The sequence below is a fragment of the Streptomyces sp. CNQ329 genome (genome assembly GCF_000482585.1).
Genome location: NZ_AXVU01000019.1, coordinates 71845 through 92882 on the forward strand (window position 1 = coordinate 71845; position 21038 = coordinate 92882).

Consider the following 21038-nt stretch of genomic DNA (forward strand, 5'->3'; position numbering starts at 1 on the left):
GCGGCGGCCCGCGGGACCGTACGGGTTACCCCGCCGGGTCGAGCCGCTGGATCGGCCCGCCGAGGTCCAGCACGTACAGCTCGCGGTCGCCGCCCTGGACGAAGGAGATCACCTCGCCGCCGCTGACGCCGAGGTCGGTCTCGCCGGTGACCTCGCCGTTCTCGACCTGAAGCGCCCGGACGGTGCCGTCGCAGTAGTCGCTGAACAGATACTGACCGGCCAGGTCCTCGATCGCCTCGCCGCGGTAGACGAACCCGCCGGTGACCGAGCAGCCGAGCCCGTTGCGGTCGTACTCGTGGACCGGCGGCACGTGGTTCGCCGGCTCCTCGCCGTCGAAGACCTGCGTACCCTCCATCCGGCCCCAGCCGTAGTTCTCGCCGCCGGTGCTGGCGGCCGGGGCGTGGTCGATCTCCTCGACCTTGTTCTGCCCGACGTCGCCGATCCACAGGTCGCCGGTCTCGGCGTCGAAGGAGAAGCGCCACGGGTTGCGCAGCCCGTACGCCCAGATCTCGCCGCGCGCCTGCGCATCGCCGGCGAAGGGGTTGTCCTCGGGGACGGCGTACGGGTCGCCGCCGGCCGGGTCGATCCGCAGCAGCTTGCCGAGCAGGGTGCCGAGGTTCTGGCCGTGGTCGTGCGGGTCGCCGCCGGCGCCGCCGTCACCGAGGCCGATGTACAGCATCCCGTCGGGGCCGAAGGCTATCTGGCCGCCGTTGTGGTTGGAGTAGGGCTGCTCCTGGGTGAGGACGGTGCGCCGGGAGTCCGGGTCGAGTGCGCCGTCGGCGACGGCGAACTCGTCGATGGTGCTGGTGCCCTCCCGGTCGGTGAAGGAGACGTAGAAGTGGGCGAACTCCGGGTCGAAGGCGATGCCGAGCAGCCCGCGCTCGCCGTCCGTCGTCGTCTCGTCCGAGAGGTCGAGCACGGGCTCGCCGAGCCCGGAGTCGGTGAGGACCCGGACCGTGCCGGCGCGTTCGGCGATCCAGACCGTGCCGTCGGGTCCTGCGGTGCCCGCGCTCGGGTTCTGCGCCTCGGCCACGGTCGTCAGCTCGACCGCAGCCTGTGCGGACTTCGCGGGCGGGTCCGCGTTGGCCGCGGACAGCGCGACGCCGGAGACGGCGAGGCAGAACCCGGCGGCGATCGCCGAGATGGTACGCACGTTCATGATGACCCTCCTGAGGTGGGGTTGAGGGTGTGGGGGGACGGTGCGTGCGCTCGCACGGTCGGGGGGATGCCCCTGGTGCGCAGGAGGATAACCCGCCCGCCGTTCCCGATGAATACCGCAACCTCGCCCCGGGGGAGGGGAGTTCAGGGTGCCGTCCGCCGTATCGGGCCCCCGCCGGGGGCCGGACGGCGGCCGTGGACGCCGGCGAAGCGCTGCGCGCCGCGGGGGACGTGGTGCCGCGGGAGGGGCAGGACGTGTCCCGCGGCGGGGCCGCGGCGCGCAGCGCTGGCTCTCAGAGGTTGCCGGCGCCGGCGCCCTGGGTCACCGTGCCCTTGACGCTCTGGGCGGGCTGTACCTGGTAGCCGTACGGGATACCGGAGACGGAGCCGCCGGTCTCACCCGTGCCGGAGCCGTCGAAGTAGTTGTCGCGGGCTTCGATCGAGCCCGGTCCCGAGCTGGCCTCGCCGAGGTGGAACGGGTCGTCGGTGTTCTCGAAGTAGTTGCCCTCGATCAGCACGCCGGCGTCCTCGGTGGAGGCGACGCCGTAGGAGCCGATGTCGTTGTAGTAGTTGTTGAGTACGTGCACCGGGTCACCGAAGCGGACCCGCGGGTTGCGCTGGTTGGTGCCGTCGAACCAGTTGAAGGCGTACGTGACGTGCAGGGCGTCCGCGTCCTCGCCGGCGTTGTCGTCGCTGTGGCCGAGCAGTGCGTTCTTGTCCTGGCCGTAGAAGTGGTTCCACGAGACCGTGATGTCGTCAGAGGCGCGCTTGATGTCCAGGTTGCCGTCGCTGGCGCCCGTCAGCGTGTTGTGGTCCAGCCAGACGTCCGTGGAGTACTGGACGTTGACGTTGTCGTCGTCGCTGCCGGAGATGGTCAGGTTCTGCACGATGACGTTGCTGACCTTGCTGATGTTCAGCCCGCCGCCGCCGCTGATGCGGCCGTTGTTCCCGACGCCGACGACGGTCTTGTCGGACGCGATCTTGGTCATGTCGTCGAGCTGGATGGTGCCGTCGACCTCGACGATCCGGGGACCGTCGCTCTGCACCGCCTCGATGAACGCGTCCGCGTTCGAGACCCTCTCGGTCGGTCCACCGGCGCCGCCGGTGGCGCCGGCGCCGAAGCCGATCGCCGCGGCGGCGGCCGGGGCGGGCTCGTCGGCCATCGCGCCCGGGACCAGCAGGGCGGCGGTGGCGGCGGCGGTGGCCGTCGCGGCGGCGACGACGAGCTTGGTGCGGGGCTTCCTCCTGTGTGTGCGCATGAGCTGCTCTCCGTCCGGTACGTGTGCGGGTGGGGGGATGCGCGCCCGCCTGGCGGCGGCACGTTCCGGCCGTGGGTTGCCGCCGGACGGCGAGAGGTTGCCGGTCGCAGTGCGGTAGCGGATGCCGAACCCCGGACGGCGTACGGCACAGCGGCCGGTCCGGGGTGAAGAGGGCCGGTTCCTGCGCCCTTCTACGCCCCGGCCGCGGGTGCCGTCGTGCTCTGCCGCACCACCAGCTTGGTGGCGAGCTCCATGCGCAGCGCCCCCTTGCCCGGCTCGCGCGGGCGCAGCAGCATCTGCGCCGCCTCCTCCGCCATCTGCCGCAGCGGCTGGTGGACGGTGGTGAGCGCGGGGCTGGACCACTGGGCCAGGGGGACGTCGTCGTAGCCGACGACCGACAGCTCGTCCGGCACGCTCAGCCCCTTCAGCCGGGCCGCCTCCAGCACGCCGAGGGCCTGCAGGTCGCTGCCGGCGAACACGGCGGTGGGCCGGCCGGGGCCGTCGAGTAGGTCCATGGCGTGGTCGAAGCCGCCCTGGACGTGGAAGTCGCCGTAGCGGACCTGGGCCGGGTCGACGTCCAGGCCCGCCATGGCCATCGCCGAGCGGTAGCCGTCGAGCCGGGCGAGGGAGCACATCATGTCCTCCGGACCGGTGATGATGGCGATCCGCCGGTGGCCGCACTCGATGAGATGGCGGGTGGCGGCCATGCCGCCGGACCAGTTGGCGGAGCCGACGGAGGGCACGTCCGGCTCGGGGTCGCCCGCGGGGTCGACGATGACGAACGGGATGGCACGCGAGCGCAGTTGCTTCTTCACCTGGTCGGGCAGGGTGGAGAAGACCAGCACCACCCCCAGCGGGCGCCGCCGCAGGACGGCCTCGATCCAGTCGGGGTCCGGCGCGTGCCGCGTACCGCTCTCGGTGAGGACGACGCTCGCGTGGTTCTGCTTGGCGACGTTCTCCACGCCGCGGATCAGCTCCATCGCCCAGACGCTCTCCAGCTCGTGGAAGACCAGCTCGATGAGCGGCGCCTGCGGCGCGGCCTGGGCCCGGCGGCGGTAGCCGTGCGTCTCCAGCAGCCGCTCGACTTTCGTGCGCGTGGGCCGAGAGACGTCCGAGCGCCCGTTGAGAACTTTCGAAACCGTCGACAGTGACACCCCGGCCCGAGTCGCTACCTCGGCCAGGGTCACACGGCCGTCCACGTCGTCGTCTTCACGCATGGTTCGAAGGATAAGGCACGGTCAGCGGTAACGGTTTGGTCGCGCGGCTGCCGCCCCGTTGACCGCCCGCGGCGGCTCGCCTACTGTCCAGCCCTACATCGACTTTCGGTGTTTGGGACGAAAATTTCGAGAGGCATACGTATGAAGACTCGAAGGCGGATGCCCCGCATACTCGCCGTGGGCTGCGCGCTCGGGCTCGCGCTGTCGCTGGCGTCCTGCGGTGACGACGGCGGATCAGCGTCCGGCAAGAACGAGTTCACCGTCCTCGTCTACGGCGACGCCACCAACAAGGTGGAGAAGAAGCTGGTCGCCGAGTTCAACAAGACGTCCAAGGTCAAGGCCCGTCTGGACACCATCCCGGGCGCCGACTACCAGCAGAAGCTCCAGACGATCATCAGCACCCCGCAGGCTCCCGACGTCTTCTTCCACTGGGGCGGCGGCAGCATCAAGCCGTTCGTCGACGCGGACCTGCTGCTGCCGCTCGACGACTTCATCAAGAAGGACCCGGGCCTGAAGGACAACTTCCTGCCCTCGGTCTTCGACGCCTCGGTGGTGGACGGCAAGGCGTACGGCGTGCCGATGCGCGGCACGCAGCCCGTGCTGCTCTTCCACAACAAGAAGGTGCTGGAAGACGCCGGGGTGGAGCCGCCGGAGACCTGGGACGACCTGCTGGCCGCGGTGGACAAGCTCAAGGACGCCGACGTCATCCCGATCGCGCTCGGCGGCGGCGACATGTGGCCCACCCAGATGTGGTTCCAGTACCTCTACGACCGCATCGCCGGCCCCGAGCTGTTCCAGCAGGCGCTGGACGGCGACAAGGAGGCGTGGGGGAGCGAGGACAGCCGCCGGGCACTCGGCAAGATCCGCGAACTCGTCGACGCCGGCGCCTTCGGCGACACGTACGACTCGGTGAAGTTCACCAACGACGGATCCGCGCAGCTCGTCTCGACCGGCAAGGCCGCCTTCGAGCTGATGGGCTCCTGGTACTACTCCACCCAGCAGAGCCTGGACGAGACGTTCGCCGCCGAGGACCTCGGCTACAGCGCCTTCCCGACCGTCGACGGAGGCAAGGGCGACCCGGCGAACCTCGCGGGCAACACCAACAACTACTACTCGGTGATGAAGAAGGCCGAGCACCCCAAGGCCATCGCCGAGTTCCTGAAGCTCATGTACTCCGAGACCTTCGTCAAGGACCAGCTCTCCATCGGCAACCTGCCGACCACGACCAACACCGCGGACCACCTCGACGAGGCCGCCAGCCCCGAGTACTCGAAGTTCCAGTACGACCTGGTCGAGAAGGCGCCGCACTTCCAGCTCTCCTGGGACCAGGCGTACCCGCAGTCCGCCGCCACCGACATGCACAAGGCCGTCCAGCAGTTCTTCAACGGACAGCTCGACGAGGACGGCTTCATCTCGGCCATGCAGGCCCTGCCGACCTCCTGACGCCCCATGACGACACAGATGACGCGCGTCCGCCCCGCCGCTCCGGTCAAGGAGCGGCGGCGCCGGGCGCAGACCACGAACGTGGCCGACGTGGGCCGCCCGGGATTCCTCTGGGCGGCCCCCGCCACGCTGTTCTTCGCCGCCTTCGCCCTGGTGCCGCTGATCATGGTCGCGGTGCTGTCCTTCATGGCCTGGGACGGCATCGGCGACCCGGAGTTCACCGGGCTCGACAACTGGCGCCAGGTCCTCGACGACCCCGTGATGATCGAGAGCATCTGGCTGAGCCTGCTGCTCACCGCGCTCGGCGTGGCGATCCAGACGCCGCTGAGCATCATGCTCGGCGTCTGGGCGGCGGGTCACCAGAAGAACCGCGCGGTGCTCTCGGCCATCTACTTCATCCCGCTGCTGATGTCCGCCACCGCCGTCTCCGTCGTGTGGCGCGCCCTGCTGGACCCCAACTTCGGCGTGCCGGCCGAGGCCACCTGGCTCTTCGGAGACGGCAACCTCTTCGGTGAGCAGGCGACCGCGATCGGCGTCCTGGCCTTCGTCAGCACCTGGCAGTTCACCCCGTTCCACACCCTGATCTACCAGGGCGCGGCGCGGGCCGTCCCGCCCGTGCTCTACCAGGCGGCGGAGATCGACGGGGCCGGGCGCTACCGCCAGTTCTTCCACGTCACGCTGCCGCAGCTGCGCAACGCGATCATGACCTCCGCGATCCTCATGGTCGTCGGAGGACTCACCACCTTCGAGACCGTCCTGATCCTCACCCAGGGCGGACCGGGCACGGACACCACCATCAGCGCCTACTACATGTACGAACGGGCTTTCGAGAGCTTCAACTACGGCGTCGGCGCGGCCATCGCGCTCGTCCTCGTCGTGGCGGCCTCGGTGATCTCGCTGATCATGGTGCGGCTGTCCGGCTACGACAAGATGCGCAGCACCACGGAGGGCCTGTGATGAGGCGACGTCCCAACTATCTCGCCGGCGCCGGATCGCTGGTCTGGCTCTTCCTCATCGCCCTGCCGCTGTACGTGATGATCACGGCGACGCTGCAGACCCGGCAGGACTTCGCCCAGGGCGGGCCGCTCGGCTTCCCCGACGACGTCACTTTCGACAACTTCACCGGCGCCTTCGACACCGGCTTCGGCAGGTACTTCCTCAACACCCTGCTCGTCACCGTCTGCGTGGTCGGCATCGTGCTGCTGCTCGTGCCGCCGCTGTCGTACGCCATCGTGCGCAGCCGCGGGCGCGTCACCACCGGTGTCTTCCGGCTCTTCCTGCTGGGCCTCGCCATCCCCCTGCAGGCCGTGATCGTCCCGATGTTCTACCTCATCAGCGAGGCGGGACTCTACGACAACCTCATCGGCGTCATCCTGCCCACGGCCGCCTTCTGCCTGCCGGTCTCCGCGCTCATCCTCAGCGGCGTGATGCGTGACATCTCCCGGGAGCTGTTCGAGGCGATGGCCATGGACGGCGCCACCCCCCGGCGGATGTTCTTCCAACTGGTGCTCCCGCTCTCCCGGGGCGGGCTCGCCACCATCGTGGTCTTCTCCGCCCTCCAGGCGTGGAACGGCTTCCTCTTCCCGCTCGTCCTCACCCAGTCCGAAAGCACCAAGGTCATCACGCTCGGCCTCTACAACTTCCAGACCGAGCGCGGGATCGACGCGCCCGGGCTGCTGGCCGCCGTGGTCCTGTCGATGATTCCCGTCCTGCTCGTCTACCTGTTCGCCCGGCGTGCCCTGGTCCAGGGCCTCATGGGCGTCGGAGGAAAGTGACCGCGAACGTGGCAGTTGAGACATCCCGGGCGGATGCCCCGGACACGGCCACCCCTGTGTGGAACGACCCCGCACACGACATCGGCACCCGCGTGACGGCGCTGATCGCCGCCATGACCGTCGAGGAGAAGGTCGCCCAGCTCTTCGGGGTCTGGGTCGGCGCCTCCGCGGAGGGCGGCGAGGTGGCGCCGTACCAGCATGAGATGGAGGAGGTGGTCGACCTCGACGCGCTGCTGCCCGCCGGGCTCGGGCAGTTGACGCGGCCCTTCGGTACCGCGCCCGTCGACCCCGCGCTCGGCGCGCTGTCGCTGATGCGCACCCAGGCCCGGGTCGTGGCCGCCGGCCGCTTCGGCATCCCGGCCCTCGCCCACGAGGAATGCCTCGCCGGCTTCGCGACCTGGGGTGCGACCGCGTATCCCGTGCCGCTGTCATGGGGCGCGACGTTCGACCCGGCGCTGGTCCGGAGGATGGCCGCGGCCATCGGCCGCGACATGCGGGCCGTGGGCGTGCACCAGGGGCTCGCGCCGGTGCTGGACGTCGTACGCGACGTGCGCTGGGGCCGGGTGGAGGAGACCATCGGCGAGGACCCGTACCTCGTGGGCACGGTGGCCACCGCCTACATCCAGGGCCTGCAGTCCGCCGGCGTCCTCGCCACGCTCAAGCACTTCGTCGGCTACTCCGCCTCCCGCGGCGGGCGCAACCTCGCCCCGGTCGCCATCGGCGAGCGCGAGCGTGCGGACGTGCTGCTACCGCCGTTCGAGATGGCGCTGCGGGAGAGCGGCGTGGGGTCGGTGATGAGTTCGTACACCGACACCGACGGCGTGCCCTCGGCGGCGGACGAGCCGCTGCTGACCGGGCTGCTTCGCGACACCTGGGGCTTCGACGGCACCGTCGTGGCCGACTACTTCGGCATCTCCTTCCTGCGCACGCTGCACGGCGTGGCCGGCGACTGGGCCGCGGCCGCCGGCGCCGCGCTGGCCGCCGGGGTGGACGTGGAGCTGCCGACCGTCAAGACCTTCGGCCCGCCGCTGCTCGAGGCGATCGCCGACGGGCGGGTCGACGAGAGCCTGGTCGACCGCGCCCTCGTCCGGGTGCTGACGCAGAAGGCCCGGCTGGGGCTGCTGGACGCCGACTGGTCGCCGGTGCCGGCGGCGCTGGCCGACGCCGGCGGCGCGTCAGCGGACCCGGACGCGGTGCGCGGCACCGTCGACCTGGACTCCGCCGCCAACCGTGAGCTGGCCCGCGAGGTCGCCGAGCGGGCGGTGGTGCTGCTCTCCAACGACGGCACACTGCCGCTGCACCGGCCGGGCCGCATCGCCCTCGTCGGCCCCAACGCCGAGGACCCGCATGCCGTCCTGGGCTGCTACTCGTTCCCCGTCCACGTCGGCGTGAAGCACCCCGGGATCCCGGCCGGGATCGGCCTGCCCACGCTCCACGAGGCGCTGCGCCGGGAGTTCCCCGACGCCACCGTGACCGTCGCCGCGGGCTGCTCCGTCGACGGGCCGGAGACCGACGGCATCGAAGAGGCGGTACGGACCGCCCGCGCGGCCGACGTCGTGATCGTGGCGCTGGGCGACCGCGCCGGGCTCTTCGGCCGCGGCACCAGCGGCGAGGGCTGCGACGCGGAGTCCGTGGCGCTGCCGGGGGTCCAGCAGGACCTGCTCGACGCCCTGCTTGACAGCGGCACGCCGGTGGTGCCCGTGCTGCTGGCCGGGCGGCCGTACGCGCTGGGCCGGGCGGTGGACGAGGCGGCGGCGATCGTCCAGTCGTTCTTCCCGGGCGTGGAGGGGACGACGGCGGTGGCCGCGGTGCTCGGCGGGCGCACGAACCCGTCGGGCCGGCTGCCCGTCAGCGTGCCCAGCGGCGCCGGGGCGCAGCCGACGACGTATCTCGCGCCCCCGCTGGGCCGGGCCAACGAGGTGTCCAACGTCGACCCGACCGCGGCGTTCGCGTTCGGCCACGGGCTGTCGTACACGACGTTCGACTGGTCCGGCCTGGAGATCGCGGCCGACGAGTGCGCCACGGACGGCGAGTTCACCCTGTCGTTCACGGTCCGCAACACCGGTGAGCGGGACGGCACCGAGGTCGTGCAGCTCTATCTGCACGACCCCGTGGCCTCCGTCGTGCAGCCGGTGCAGCGTCTCGTCGGCTACACCAGGGTGGCGCTGCGCGCCGGCGAGGAGCGCCGGGTACGGGCGGTCGTGCCGGCCGACGTGGCGTCGTTCACCGGCCGCGACGGGCGCCGGGTCGTCGAGCCGGGCGCGCTGGAGCTGCGGCTGTCGGCGTCGAGCGCGGCGCCGCGGCTCATCACGGCGGTGACCCTGACCGGCCCGCCGCGGTACGTGGACCACACCCGCCGGCTGCACGCCGAGTTCGACCCCGAGCGGGACCCGGGCGCGCCGGCCGCCGCGCCGGAGGACGAGGCGCACGGCGGGTGAGCGCCCTCTGACAGCCCGGCCGCCGGCCGGGCAGGCGCGCCGCACCGGACTCCTCCCGGTCCGGTGCGGCGCGCAGACCTCCGGGTGCTAGGAGAGCCCGCCGAGCGCCGCCGGCAGCGCCTCGGCGTACACGACGCCGAGGCGCTGTGTCGCCCGGGTCAGGGCCACGTACAGATCACTGCCCCCGAGCAGCGCCGGCTCCGCCACGATCACCGTGTCGAACTCCAGCCCCTTCGCCTGCCGCGGCCCGAGCAGCACCACCGGCCGCGTCAGGTCCGGCGCCGCGCCCGTGGCGGCGTCGGGCAGCGCCGCCGCCAGCGCCGGCAGCAGTTCGCCCGGGGCGATCACCGCCAGCCGGCCCGCGCCGCCCGATTCCCGGGCCACGGCCGCCGCGACCGCCGCGGGCACCGCGCCGGGGGACTCCCCGGCGCGCTCCGCCCAGGGGCGTACGCCCGTGGCGCGCACCGAGCGCGGCGGCGCGTATCCCGGGTACTCCGCCCGCGCCACCCCGGCCGCGACCTCCATGATCTCCGCCGGCGTACGGTAGTTGACGCCCAGCGTGATGTGCTCGAAGCGCTTGTCCACGTACGGGCCGAGGATCGCCTCCCACGTCCCGCACGCCCCAGGCTCCGCCGTCTGGGCCGGGTCGCCGACCAGCGTCATCGACCGGGTCGGGCAGCGCCGCATCAGCAGCCGCCATGCCATCGGCGACAGCTCCTGCGCCTCGTCGACGATGATGTGCCCGAAGGCCCAGGTCCGGTCCGCCGCCGCCCGCTCCGCCGCGGTGCGGTGGTCGGCCTCCTCCTGACGCTCGGCCAGTCGCTCGGCGTCGATGAGGTCGTACGCCGCCAGCACCTCCGCCTCGTCGTCGTCGAGGTCCTCGAACTCCTGGGTGCGCGAGCCGTACGACATCTCCAGCACGCCCTGCGCGTACGCGATCCGCTTCTGCCGCTCCGCCTCCGCGCGCGCCCGCGCGGCCGCCTGCGCGGGGCCGTCGTCCCCGAGGAGCTCCGCCGCCTCGTCCAGCAGCGGTACGTCGGCCGGCGTCCATGGCCCGCCTGTGCGGCGGATCAGCTCCGCGTCCGCCTCCGGCAGATGCACCGGCTCGGCGAGGAAGTCCGCGACCAGTTCCTGGGGTGTCAGCAGCGGCCACAGCTCCGCGATGGCCGCGTGCACCTCCTCGTTGGCCGCCACCGCCTTGCCGAGCTGCGCGATGTCGTCGGGGCCGAGCAGGTTCTCGTCGCCGAACGGGTCGTCGCCGATGCGGTCGGCGAGCTGCCGGGTCAGCCCGTCGATGACGTTGAACGCGAAGTGCGGCTGGGCCGCGTTGTGCGGCAGCTCGGTGTCCCGGGCGCGCGTCCGGGCCGCGTTGGCCAGCCAGTGGTCGAGGTGCAGTTCGCCGTCCTCGTGCGGGATGACCACCGTCGACTCGGGCAGCCGCTGCCGGTCCCGCAGGTACGCGGCGAGCGCGTCCGCCATCGCCGTGCCGCCCTTGACCGCGGCGGCGGCCGGGGTGTCGGTGCCGGTGGCGTCGACCCCGGGGAACAGCTCGCCGGGGGTCGCCAGCAGCACGCCGGTCTCGCCGAGCGCGGGCAGCACCTCCGAGATGTACCCGAGGAAGGCGGGGCCCGGGCCGACGATGAGCACGGCGCGGCGGGCGAGCTGCTCGCGGTGGGCGTAGAGGAGGAAGGCGGCGCGGTGCAGGGCCACGGCGGTCTTGCCGGTGCCGGGCCCGCCCTCGACGACGAGGACGCCGCGGTGCGGGGCGCGGATGATGCGGTCCTGGTCGGCCTGGATGGTCTGCACGATGTCGTGCATGCGGCCGGTGCGGGCGGCGTCGAGGGCGGCGAGGAGAACGGCGTCGGCGTCGGCGCCCTCCAGCCCGGTGCGCTCGGTGTCGGTGAGGTCGAGGATCTCATCGTGCAGGGCCGTGATCCGAGGGCCCTCGGTGGAGATGTGCCGCCGCCGGCGCAGCCCCATCGGGGTGTGGCCGGTGGCGAGGTAGAAGGGGCGGGCCACCTCGGCCCGCCAGTCGACGACGAGCGGGGTGCGCTCCTCGTCGTCGGCGCGCATGCCGATGCGGCCGATGTGGTGGTCGCGGCCGTCGCTGAAGCTCAGCCGGCCGAAGCACAGGCCGTGCTCCCCGGCGTTGAACGCGGCCAGCAGCCCCGACTGTTCGGCCACGAGCACGTCGCGTTCGAGCCTGGCCTGGAGGGTGTTGCCCCCGTCCCGGGCCAGGGCCGCCCGGACCCCCGCCGCCGCGCCTTCGCGCAGTTCGCCGAGGCGCTGGTGGAGCAGGTCGAGGAATTCCTGCTCGCGCCGCATTTCCTCGTTCGGCACCTCGTTTGACAATTCAACTCCCGCACGGATAGAATGCCCACATCACGCTTTCCCCCGGCGCTAGTTCATGGCTTATGAATGTGCGCTCATGAATGTGCGCAGAGAATTCCCCATAATAGCAGTGTCGAGGCTCCGACCGAATGTGGCGGAGTCTTTTTCGTGTGCCCGCGGGTTACGCTCGGGTCATGAGCACTGCAGACACCCCCGAAGACGTGGCGCACCTGCTGGTGCGCTGCCTGGAGGCGGAGGGCGTGACGCACGTCTTCGGCGTGCCGGGTGAGGAGAACATCCGCTTCGTCGACGCCGTGAACGCCTCACCGTCCATCGACTACGTCCTGGTGCGCCATGAGCAGGGCGCGTCGTTCATGGCGGAGATGTACGGCCGTATCACCGGCCGCGCGGGGGTCTGCTCGGCGACCCTCGGCCCCGGGGCCATCAATCTGCTGCTCGGTGTCGCCGACGCGCACACCAACAGCACCCCGGTGGTGGCGCTCGCCGCGCAGGGCGGTCTCGACCGGGTGCACAAGGAGTCGCACCAGGTCATCGACCTGCCCGCGATGTTCGCCCCGGTCACCGACTGGTCCCAGGAGGTACGGGCGCCGGGCGCGGTGCCGGAGATGGTGCGCCAGGCGTTCAAGACCGCGCAGAGCGAGCGGCCCGGCGCGGTGTTCCTCGCGCTGCCCGAGGACATAGAGGGTGTCGTTCCCGACCCGCCGCTGAACCCGCTGCCGATCAACCGTCCGCGCCCCGAGGCCCCGTCCCCGGTGCAACTGGAGCGTGCCGCGGAGGTGCTGGCGGGATCCGCGCGCCCCATCCTGCTGGCCGGCCACGGCGCCACCCGCGCCGGCGCCAAGGACGCCCTCGTCCGCTTCTCCGAGCGGCTCGACATCCCGGTGGCGACGACCTTCAACGGCAAGGGCGTCTTCCCCGACGACCACCCCAACGCCCTGGGCGCCGTCGGCTTCATGCGCCACGACTACACCAACTTCGGATTCGACAACGCCGACGTGCTCATCTGCGTCGGCTACGAGCTGCAGGAGTTCGACCCGGTCAAGATCAACCCGGAGGGCGACAAGAAGATCCTGCACCTGCACCAGTTCCCGGCCGAGGTGGACTCCCACTACCCGGTCGCGGTCGGCGTGCTCGGCGATCCGTCCTCCTCGCTCGACGGCCTGGCGGAAGCCGTCGGCCGCACCTTCCACGGCGACGGCCGGCTCATCCGCGGCCTGCTCGCCGAGGAACTGGCCCACGGCCGCCGCAACCCGGCCTTCCCTCTCGCGCCGCAGCGCGTCGTCGCCGACGTCCGCGAGGCGCTGGGCCGCGACGACGTGGTGCTGGTCGACACCGGCGCCGGCAAGATGTGGATGGCGCGGCTCTACCCCACGTACGAGCCCAACACCTGCCTGATCTCCAACGGCCTGTCCACCATGGGCTTCGCCGTGCCCGGCGCCATCGGCGCCAAGCTCGCCCGGCCCGACGCGCAGGTGCTGGCGATGACCGGCGACGGCGCGTTCCTGATGAACTCCCAGGAACTGGAGACCGCCGTCCGCGAGGGCATCCCGATGACCGTACTCGTCCTCGTCGACGACGAGTACGGCCTCATCACCTGGAAGATGGAGCTGGAGATGGGACGCCACTCCCACACCCGCTTCGCCAACCCCGACCTGGTGACGTACGCGGAGAGTTTCGGCGCACGCGGGCACGCGGTGAAGTCCGCCGACGAACTGCTGCCCACGCTGCGCGACGCCCTCGCGCACGACGGTGTGGACGTCATCTCCTGCCCCGTCGACTACACCGAGAACCTGCGTCTGACCGACCGGCTCGGGGCGCTGCAGGGCCCGTTCTGAACCGTCCGCGGTGATCCTCAGCCCGCCGGGCTGAGGATCACCGAGCGGGTCAGGTGGCGCGGCTCGTCGGGGTCCAGGCCGCGGGCGCCGGCCAGGGTCACCGCCAGTCGCTGTGCCCGGACCAGCTCGGCCACCGGGTCGAGTCCGCCGGTGACCCATAGCGCGCCGGTGGAGTGCACCTCGTCCTCCAGCCCCGCGGGCGCGTCGCCGATCATCCAGGTGGCGGTGCCCGCGGTGGTGATGCTGATGGGGCCGTGCCGGTACTCCATCGCCGGATACGACTCCGTCCACGCCAGCGCCGCCTCGCGCATCTTCAGCGCCGCCTCGTTGGCCAGGCCCACGGTCCAGCCGGCGCCGAGGAAGGTGAACTGCCGGGCGGCCAGCAGCCCCTGCGGCAGCGGCTCGACCAGCGCCAGCTCCGCGTCCTCCACCGCCGTGGCGGGCTGCACGCCGAGATGCGCGCGGAGCAGGGTCAGCGCGGTGGTCGCGAAGCGCGTCTGGACCACGGAGCGCTCGTCGGCGAAGTCCAGCACCACGGTGTCGCCCGCCGCCTCGGCCGCCGGCGCACCGCCGTCGGCGACGATCGCGGTGGTCCGCACCGAACCGCCCAGCGTACCGAGCAGCCGCAGCACCTCCGTGGTGGTGCCGGACCGGGTCAGCGCGAGCACCCGGTCGTAGCGCCGGCCCGGCGGGAAACCCGAGGCGGGAAAGGCGTCCGTCTCGCCCTGGCCCGCCTCCTCGCGCAGCGCGGCGTACGCCTGCGCCATGAAGTAGGAGGTGCCGCAGCCGACGGCGGCGACCCGCTCGCCGGGCTGCGGCAGCATCGCCCCGTGCACCCCCGCCAGCTCCGTCGCGCGGCGCCAGCACGCGGGCTGATCGGCCAGCTCAGCGGCTACGTACGTCATGGTCAGTCGCCCCGCCCTGTGTGAGAAGCATTGTTCAATCGTGCATGCTAGGGCAGAATTCCAAGCATCTTCAAGCATCGTTGGTGAGAGGATTCGGGTTGAACCAGCACGAACGGCACGGCGCGCTGCTGCGGCTGCTCGCCGAGCGCGGCCGGCTCGACGTGGAGGCCGTGGCCGTCGAGGTGGCCGTGTCCGCGGCGACCATCAGGCGCGATCTGGACCAGCTCGCCGAGCAGCAGCTCCTGGTCCGCACCCGCGGCGGCGCGGTGCCCAACGACGTGGCCTACGACCTGCCGCTGCGCCACCGCGCCGGGCGGGACGCCGCCGAGAAGGAGCGCATCGGCCGGGCCGCGGCGGCGATGGTCGAGCGCGGCATGGTCGTCGGTCTCAACGGCGGTACCACCACCGCCGCGGTGGCCCGCGCGCTCGCCGCCCGCGCCGACTGGGGCGACGAGGGCGACGGCCGCGGCGACGGGCAGCCCGCCGTCACCGTCGTCACCAACGCGCTCAACATCGCCGCCGAGCTGGCCGTGCGGCGCAGCGTGAAGGTCGTCGTCTCCGGCGGCGTGGCCATGCCGTCCTCCTACGAGCTGGTCGGCCCGCTCGCCGGCCACATCCTGCGCGAGATCCGCCTCGACATCGCCTTCGTGGGCGCCGACGCCGTGGACGCCGAGCACGGCGCCAGCGCCCGCGACGAGCACGAGGCGAGCATCAACGCGCTGCTCGCCGCGCAGGCCGCGAAGCTCGTCGTGGTCGCCGACTCCACCAAACTCGGCGTGCGCACCTTCGCCCGGATCTGCCCGCCGGCGGACATCGACGTGCTCGTCACGGACGACCGGGCGGCGGGCAAGGCGCGCGAGTTCGAGGACAAGGGGATGTCCGTGGTGCGGGCATGAGCGGGCGCGGGAGCATCGTGACGGACCTGCGGCTGGGGGTCGTCGGCCTCGGGCTGCGCGGCAACCTCGCCGACGCCGCCCACCGGCCCGGTGTCGGCTCCGTGGTGGCCGCCGTCGCGGACACCGACCCTGTGGTGCGCGCGGGCGTCGCCGAGCGCTTCCCCGGCGCCGTCGCCTACGCCGACCACCGCCGGCTGCTCGACGCCGCGGACACCGACGGCGTCGACGCGATCGTCGTCGCCACCCCCGACGACACCCACGCGACCGTCGCCCGCGCCGCGCTCGAAGCCGGCAAGCCGGTCTTCGTCGAAAAGCCCCTCGGCATCACCGTCGAGCAGTGCGACGCGATCCTGCGCACCGCCTACGAGACCGGCACGCCGCTGTACGTCGGGGACACCATGCGGCACGCGGGCGTCGTGCGGCTGATGCGCGACATCGTCGCGCGCGGCGACATCGGCACGCCGCGCACCGTGTGGGTGCGGCACTTCGTCGCGTACGGCGGTGACTACTACTTCAAGGACTGGCACGCCGAACGCCGCCGCACCACCGGGCTGCTGGTGCAGAAGGCGGCCCACGACATCGACGTCGTGCACTGGCTCGCCGGCGGCTACACCACCCGCGTGCACGCCCTCGGGGCCCTCATGCTCTACGGCGACCTGCCCCGTCGGCCGCCCGGCACCCCGCGCCCCGCCGGCCGGCACCGGGACGACACCTGGCCGCCCGCCGCGCGCCGCGACCTGAACCCCGTGGTGGACGTCGAGGACGTCTCCGTGATGAACATGCGCCTCGACAACGGCGTCATCGCCGCCTACCAGCAGTGCCACTTCAGCCCCGACTACTGGCGCAGCTACACCGTCATCGGCACCGAGGGCCGGCTGGAGAACTTCGGCGACCGCCCGGGCGACGAGGTCCGCGTCTGGCACACCGGACCCTCCGGCTACCGCCCCGGTGCGGACGCCATCCACCGCGTGCCCGCCGCCGACGGTGCGCACGGCCGGGCCGACGACCGGGTCATCGCCGAGTTCTGCCGGTTCGTCCGCCTCGGCGACGCCACCGACACCTCGCCGCTGGCCGCCCGGATGAGCGTCGCCGCGGGCGTGCTCGCGACCCGTTCGCTGCGCTCCGGCGGCACGGTGTACGACGTGCCGCCGCCCGACCCCGCACTCGCGGAGTACTTCGCGGCCGGCCAGCGCAGGCCCGCGCACCAGCACTGAGGCCCGATCACCGACCTCCCGGAGGACACCCATGAGCGTGAACCGCAGGCACTTCCTGGCAGGGACGTCGGTCGCCGGCGGCGCAGCGCTGCTGCCGGCCCTCGGCCTGGCCGCCCCGGCGGCGGCGCGCGGCGGCGGGGAAGGCCCGTACGACGAAGACGGCGACGGCGGCGACCGCACCGCGGGTGCCCGCAAGGCGCTCGCCCGGCTGCTGCCCCGCCACCACCGTCAGTTCGAGCTGTCCCTGCTCCCCGCCGGCGGCCCCGACCGCTACCGCGTCACCGGCTCCCGCGGCCGTATCGCCGTCGCCGCCACCGGTACCGGCGCCCTGCTCACCGGCGCCGGCGCCTACCTCAAGCGCACCGCCCGGGCGCACATCTCCTGGAACGGCGACCAACTCGACCTGCCCGCACGGCTGCCCGCCCCCGGCACCCCGCTCACCGGTGAGGCGCACGTGCCGCACCGCTTCGCCTACAACGACACCAACGAGGGCTACACCGGCGCCTACCGCGACTTCGCCGCCTGGGAACGCGCCCTCGACGTGCTCGCGCTGCACGGCGTCAACGAGGTGCTGGTCTGCGCCGGCACCGACGCCGTCTACTACGAGACCTTCCGCGCCTTCGGCTACTCCGACGAGGAGATGCGCGCCTGGATCCCCGCCCCCGCGCACCAGCCCTGGTGGCTGCTGCAGAACATGGCGTACTTCGGCGGCCCCGTCTCCGCCCGGCTGCTGCGGCTCCGCGCCGAACTGGGCGCCCGGATCACCGACCGCGTCCGCGAGCTGGGCATGACGCCCGTGCTCCCCGGCTACTTCGGCACCGTCCCCGACGGCTTCGCCGAGAAGAACCCCGGCGCCCACGTCGTCCCCCAGGGCGGCTGGGTCGGCTTCGAGCGCCCCGGCTGGCTCGACCCCCGCGACCCGCACTTCGCCGAGGTCGCCGCCGCCTTCTACGGCCACCAGCGCGACCTGCTCGGCCCCGCGGGCCTGTACAAGATGGACCTGCTGCACGAGGGCGGCGACCCCGGCGGCGTACCCGTGGGCGACGCCGCCCGTGCCGTGGAGACCGCGCTCCGGCGCGCCCATCCCGACGCCCTCTGGGCGATCCTCGGCTGGCAGACCAACCCGCGCCCGGAGATCCTCGACGCCGTCGACCGCGACCGGATGCTCATCCTCGACGGACTCTCCGACCGCTTCCCCTCCGTCACCGACCGCGAGGCCGACTGGCTCGGCACCCCCTACGCCTTCGGCGCCATCTGGAACTTCGGCGGCCACACCTCCCTCGGCGCCAACACCCCCGACTGGGCCTCGCTCTACCCGGCCTGGCGCGACAAGCCCGGCAGTGCGCTGGCCGGCATCGCCATGATGCCCGAGGGCGCCGACAACAACGCCGCCGCGATGTCCCTGCTCACCGAACTCGCCTGGACCCCGGGCCGGATCGACCTCGACGCCTGGTTCCGGGAGTACGCGACCGCACGCTACGGCGCCGAGGACCCGCACGCGGCCGCCGCCTGGCAGGTGCTGCGCCAGACCGCGTACGGCACCACACGCGCCGACTCCTGGAGCGAGGGCGCCGACAGCCTCTTCTGCGCCCGTCCCGGTCTCGATGTCCGCAGCGCCGCCGCCTGGAGTCCGCAGGAGGACCGCTACGACATCGCCGCCTTCGACCGCGCGCTCACCGAACTCCTCGCCGCCGCCCCCGGGCTGCGCGGCTCCGCCGCCTATCGCTACGACCTCATGGACGTCGCCAGACAGGCGCTCGCCAACCGCAGCCGCCCGCTGCTGGCACGGATCAAGGAGGCGTACGAGGCCGGCGACCGCGGCGGGCTGCGTGAACTGACCTCCGCCTGGCTGGAGCTGATCCTGCTGCTGGACCGGGTGGTGGGCACCGACCCGCAGCACCTGCTCGGCCGGTATCTCGCCGAGGCCCGGGCCTGGGGCGCCGACCGCGCCGAGCGTGACCGGCTGGAGTACGACGCGCGCTCGCTGATCACCACCTGGGGGCCGCGCGCCGGCAGCGAGGCCGGGCTGCACGACTACGCGAACCGCGAATGGCAGGGACTGCTCGGCGACTTCTACCACGGCCGCTGGAAGACCTACTTCGCCACGCTCGACACGGCACTGGCGACCGGTGCGGAGCCGGCGGCGGTCGACTGGTTCGCCCACGAGGACGCCTGGGCGCGCCGCCGCGACCGCTACCCCGAGAAGCCACGCGGCGACATCCGCGCGCTGGCCCAGGAGGCCGTGCGCGTCCTGGCCCGCGCCCCCCTCGCCGCGCTCGCGCGCTGAGCCGCCTTCCGGGCCGGCCGCCTCCGGGCCGGCGGCGGGGGCAGAGCCGCGGTACGGGTACGGGGGAGGCCACCACCCCGTACCCGTACCGCCTCTCACACCCGCCGCTGGACGTGCAGCAGATACTCCTTGCGGTCCAGCGGGTTGTGGTCGGTGCGCGGCCGGACCGGGGCCGGGCCGCGCACCGCCCGGTAGCGGCCGAAGGCGGTCTCCAGCACGCCCTCGCCCCGGGTCAGCCCCGGCAGCTTCCGCTCCAGCGCGTGCACTCGCGCCGCCGGAATCTCCCCTTCCAGCACCGCCGCCCCGCCGCGCACCTCCTGTCCGTCGACCACCGCGCCCAGCGCCGCGAACACCGGCCACAGCGCGGGCACCGCGTCCTCGGGCGCCTCCAGCCGGAACCGCTGCACCGGCTCGTGCACCCGTGTGCCCGCCCGCTTCAGCGCGTCCGCCAGCACCAGCGGCGTGATGCCGCGGAAGTCCGCGCCGGTGCTCGACATGGACTTGCTGAAGCCCTGGTGGGCGTGGCTCTGCCGGGGCCAGTAGCCGGAGTGGGTCATCGTCACCCGCACGTCGGGGATCTCCCAGCCGTGCAGGCCCTGGCGCAGCGTCGCGCGGAGCCTGTCCTCCACGGCCTTGAAAAACGCGTACGGCATCGAGCCCAGCTCGACCGCGAGCGCGAAGACCACGCCCGTGCCGGGCGGCGCCGGCTCCACGCGCAGCCCGACCGTGGCCAGGAAGGGGTTCGTGTCCGTGTCGCCCTTCTCGTACGCCGAGCCGCTGGCCGTCAGCCGCTCGACGTGGATGACGGACGACTCGCGGAAGGAGACGGGCAGGCCGTACTCGTCGGCGAGCGTGGCGCCGATGACCTCCTTCTGCACCTCGCCGTAGAGCGAGACGTACAGCTCCTGGCGGACGTCGTCCTGGCGCAGCGCGATCAGCGGGTCCTGCTCGGCGAGCTGGAAGAGCGCCGTGTGCAGCGCGCCCCTGTCGGCGTCCCGGTCCGGCACCACCACCGTCTCCAGCGTCGGGGGCGCGAAGTGGTGCCGCCGCGCGTGGTCCGCGCGGCCCACGGCCGCGCCCACCGCGTCGCCGATGCGCACCCCGGCCAGGCCCCGCACCATCGCGATGCGGCCGGCACCGACCCCGTCCGACGGCACCGCCTCGCCCTGCTCGAAGACCTCCACGCCGGTGACCTTCTCGGTCGCGGGGGCGCGATCGCCGTCGCCGTACGCCAGCTCCTGGCGGGTGCGTACCGTACCGGCGAGCATCCGCACGTATGCGACCTTCTCGCCGCCCGGCCCGCGCTCGACCTTGAAGACCGTGCCCGCGGCCGGTGCGCCGGTGTCCCCGGCGGGTGCCGGCAGCAGTTCCTTGATGCCCGCGGTCAGCTCCGCGACACCCGTGCCGGTCGCGGCGGAGCCGAAGTACACCGGGTGTACCAGGGCGCCGGCCGTCTGCTCGGCGAGGCTCTTGCGCAGCCGGCGGTACGTCACCGCCGCCTCGTCGGCGACGTAGTCGGCGAGCAGCGCGTCGTCGTGCACGGCGAGCACGTCGGCCAGCCGGGCGGTGAAGGCCGCGTTGTCCGGGTGGCCCGGGCCGTACGGGGTGAACGCGGCGGCGCGGGTCCCCCGTTGCTGCACGGTGCCCATGGCGACGGCGCCCGGCGCGAGCTTGCCGGCGATGTCGCGTACGAGCGCGTGCCCGCGCGCACCGCGCCGGTCGGTCTTGTTGACGAAGACCAGGGTGGGGATGGCCAGGCGCCGCAGCGTGCGCATCAGCACGCGCGTCTGCGCCTGCACGCCCTCCACGGCGGAGACCACGAGCACCGCCCCGTCGAGCACGTGCAGCACCCGCTCCACCTCGGCGATGAAGTCCGGGTGTCCGGGCGTGTCGATGAGGTTGACGGTGATGCCGTCGAGCGCGAAGGAGACGACGGCGGACCTGATGGTGATGCCGCGCTGCCGTTCCAGCGCGAGGGAGTCGGTGCGGGTGCTGCCGTCGTCGACGCTCCCCACCTCCTCGATGACGCCGGCGGCGTGCAGGAGCCGCTCGGTCAGGCTGGTCTTACCGGCGTCGACATGGGCCAGGATTCCCAGGTTCAGCGTGTGCACGAAGCGTCATGTCCCTTGTGTGGATGGCGATGGCCTGCTGGGTGGACATGAACGCTGCGCGCATGCGCGTTTCCTCTCCGTCCGGTGACATGGGTCTGCCGTGCCCGGCCAGTGGAGCAGCGGCCGGCCGGGCACGGCAACCGAATTA

At 72.8% G+C, this 21038-nt stretch carries 14 protein-coding genes; 8 read left to right on the forward strand and 6 right to left on the reverse strand.

Annotation, left to right across the window (positions count from 1 at the left end; genetic code table 11):
* Positions 1–25: 25 nt before the first annotated feature.
* From I003_RS0115055 to I003_RS0115065, 3 genes are all read right to left on the reverse strand, one after another.
* Entirely contained in the window at positions 26–1159 is a 1134-nt protein-coding gene (locus I003_RS0115055) for a PQQ-dependent sugar dehydrogenase (RefSeq protein WP_027772280.1), read from the reverse strand.
* A 292-nt stretch (positions 1160–1451) separates the two neighbouring features.
* A complete protein-coding gene (locus tag I003_RS0115060) occupies positions 1452–2417 on the reverse strand; it encodes a pectate lyase family protein (RefSeq protein ID WP_027772281.1) in 966 nt (321 codons plus the stop codon).
* A 191-nt stretch (positions 2418–2608) separates the two neighbouring features.
* Positions 2609–3634 (reverse strand): LacI family DNA-binding transcriptional regulator, encoded by a 1026-nt coding sequence (locus I003_RS0115065; protein ID WP_078564036.1) that lies wholly within the window; start codon positions 3632–3634, stop codon positions 2609–2611.
* 141 nt (positions 3635–3775) lie between these two features.
* Between I003_RS0115065 and I003_RS0115070 the strand changes: the two genes are divergently transcribed.
* Genes I003_RS0115070 through I003_RS0115085 form a run of 4 tightly spaced genes read left to right on the forward strand, consistent with a single transcriptional unit; the run spans position 3776 to position 9290 of the window.
* Positions 3776–5077 (forward strand): extracellular solute-binding protein, encoded by a 1302-nt coding sequence (locus tag I003_RS0115070; protein WP_027772283.1) that lies wholly within the window; start codon positions 3776–3778, stop codon positions 5075–5077.
* A gap of 6 nt (positions 5078–5083) precedes the next feature.
* On the forward strand, positions 5084–6034 hold the full coding sequence (locus I003_RS0115075; RefSeq protein WP_027772284.1) for a carbohydrate ABC transporter permease: 951 nt from the start codon (positions 5084–5086) through the stop codon (positions 6032–6034).
* A complete protein-coding gene (locus I003_RS0115080; protein ID WP_027772285.1) occupies positions 6034–6852 on the forward strand; it encodes a carbohydrate ABC transporter permease in 819 nt (272 codons plus the stop codon). Before I003_RS0115075 ends, I003_RS0115080 begins: the two co-directional genes overlap by 1 nt.
* Positions 6849–9290: a beta-xylosidase/alpha-l-arabinosidase gene (locus I003_RS0115085; RefSeq protein ID WP_027772286.1), complete on the forward strand. Its 2442-nt coding sequence runs from the start codon at positions 6849–6851 to the stop codon at positions 9288–9290. The genes I003_RS0115080 and I003_RS0115085 overlap by 4 nt, the downstream gene beginning before the upstream one ends.
* Positions 9291–9377: 87 nt before the next feature.
* Here I003_RS0115085 and I003_RS0115090 read toward each other — a convergent pair whose 3' ends face one another.
* Positions 9378–11615, reverse strand: a complete 2238-nt coding sequence (locus I003_RS0115090) for a UvrD-helicase domain-containing protein (protein ID WP_027772287.1) — start codon at positions 11613–11615, stop codon at positions 9378–9380.
* A gap of 200 nt (positions 11616–11815) precedes the next feature.
* On the opposite strand from I003_RS0115090, the gene I003_RS0115095 reads away from it, so the two are divergent.
* Positions 11816–13477, forward strand: coding sequence for an acetolactate synthase large subunit (locus I003_RS0115095; protein WP_027772288.1), 1662 nt, complete (start codon positions 11816–11818; stop codon positions 13475–13477).
* A gap of 17 nt (positions 13478–13494) precedes the next feature.
* On the opposite strand, the gene I003_RS0115100 is transcribed toward I003_RS0115095, so the two are convergent.
* The gene (locus tag I003_RS0115100) at positions 13495–14382 is read right to left on the reverse strand and encodes a sugar isomerase (protein WP_027772289.1); all 888 of its coding nucleotides are present in this window, start codon (positions 14380–14382) and stop codon (positions 13495–13497) included.
* A 98-nt stretch (positions 14383–14480) separates the two neighbouring features.
* Here I003_RS0115100 and I003_RS0115105 point away from each other — a divergent pair, with 98 nt between their 5' ends.
* From I003_RS0115105 to I003_RS0115115, 3 genes are read left to right on the forward strand one after another with little or no spacing between them, the layout of a single operon-like run.
* Complete coding sequence (locus tag I003_RS0115105; RefSeq protein ID WP_027772290.1) at positions 14481–15278, forward strand: DeoR/GlpR family DNA-binding transcription regulator; 798 nt, start codon at positions 14481–14483, stop codon at positions 15276–15278.
* Entirely contained in the window at positions 15275–16492 is a 1218-nt protein-coding gene (locus tag I003_RS0115110) for a Gfo/Idh/MocA family protein (protein ID WP_078564040.1), read from the forward strand. Before I003_RS0115105 ends, I003_RS0115110 begins: the two co-directional genes overlap by 4 nt.
* Positions 16493–16523: 31 nt before the next feature.
* Positions 16524–18779 (forward strand): alpha-N-acetylglucosaminidase, encoded by a 2256-nt coding sequence (locus tag I003_RS0115115; RefSeq protein WP_027772292.1) that lies wholly within the window; start codon positions 16524–16526, stop codon positions 18777–18779.
* A 95-nt stretch (positions 18780–18874) separates the two neighbouring features.
* Here I003_RS0115115 and I003_RS0115120 read toward each other — a convergent pair whose 3' ends face one another.
* Positions 18875–20890 carry an elongation factor G gene (locus I003_RS0115120; RefSeq protein WP_027772293.1) on the reverse strand — a complete coding sequence of 672 codons (2016 nt, stop codon included), beginning with the start codon at positions 20888–20890 and terminating at the stop codon, positions 18875–18877.
* Between the last annotated feature and the right edge of the window lie 148 nt (positions 20891–21038).

Coding starts and splice junctions, on each gene's coding strand:
- I003_RS0115055 (WP_027772280.1), bottom strand. CDS start 1,159: ATGAACGTGCGTACCATCTCGGCGATCGCCGCCGGGTTCTGCCTCGCC.
- I003_RS0115060 (WP_027772281.1), bottom strand. CDS start 2,417: ATGCGCACACACAGGAGGAAGCCCCGCACCAAGCTCGTCGTCGCCGCC.
- I003_RS0115065 (WP_078564036.1), bottom strand. CDS start 3,634: ATGCGTGAAGACGACGACGTGGACGGCCGTGTGACCCTGGCCGAGGTA.
- I003_RS0115070 (WP_027772283.1), top strand. CDS start 3,776: ATGAAGACTCGAAGGCGGATGCCCCGCATACTCGCCGTGGGCTGCGCG.
- I003_RS0115075 (WP_027772284.1), top strand. CDS start 5,084: ATGACGACACAGATGACGCGCGTCCGCCCCGCCGCTCCGGTCAAGGAG.
- I003_RS0115080 (WP_027772285.1), top strand. CDS start 6,034: ATGAGGCGACGTCCCAACTATCTCGCCGGCGCCGGATCGCTGGTCTGG.
- I003_RS0115090 (WP_027772287.1), bottom strand. CDS start 11,615: ATGCGGCGCGAGCAGGAATTCCTCGACCTGCTCCACCAGCGCCTCGGC.
- I003_RS0115095 (WP_027772288.1), top strand. CDS start 11,816: ATGAGCACTGCAGACACCCCCGAAGACGTGGCGCACCTGCTGGTGCGC.
- I003_RS0115100 (WP_027772289.1), bottom strand. CDS start 14,382: ATGACGTACGTAGCCGCTGAGCTGGCCGATCAGCCCGCGTGCTGGCGC.
- I003_RS0115110 (WP_078564040.1), top strand. CDS start 15,275: ATGAGCGGGCGCGGGAGCATCGTGACGGACCTGCGGCTGGGGGTCGTC.
- I003_RS0115115 (WP_027772292.1), top strand. CDS start 16,524: ATGAGCGTGAACCGCAGGCACTTCCTGGCAGGGACGTCGGTCGCCGGC.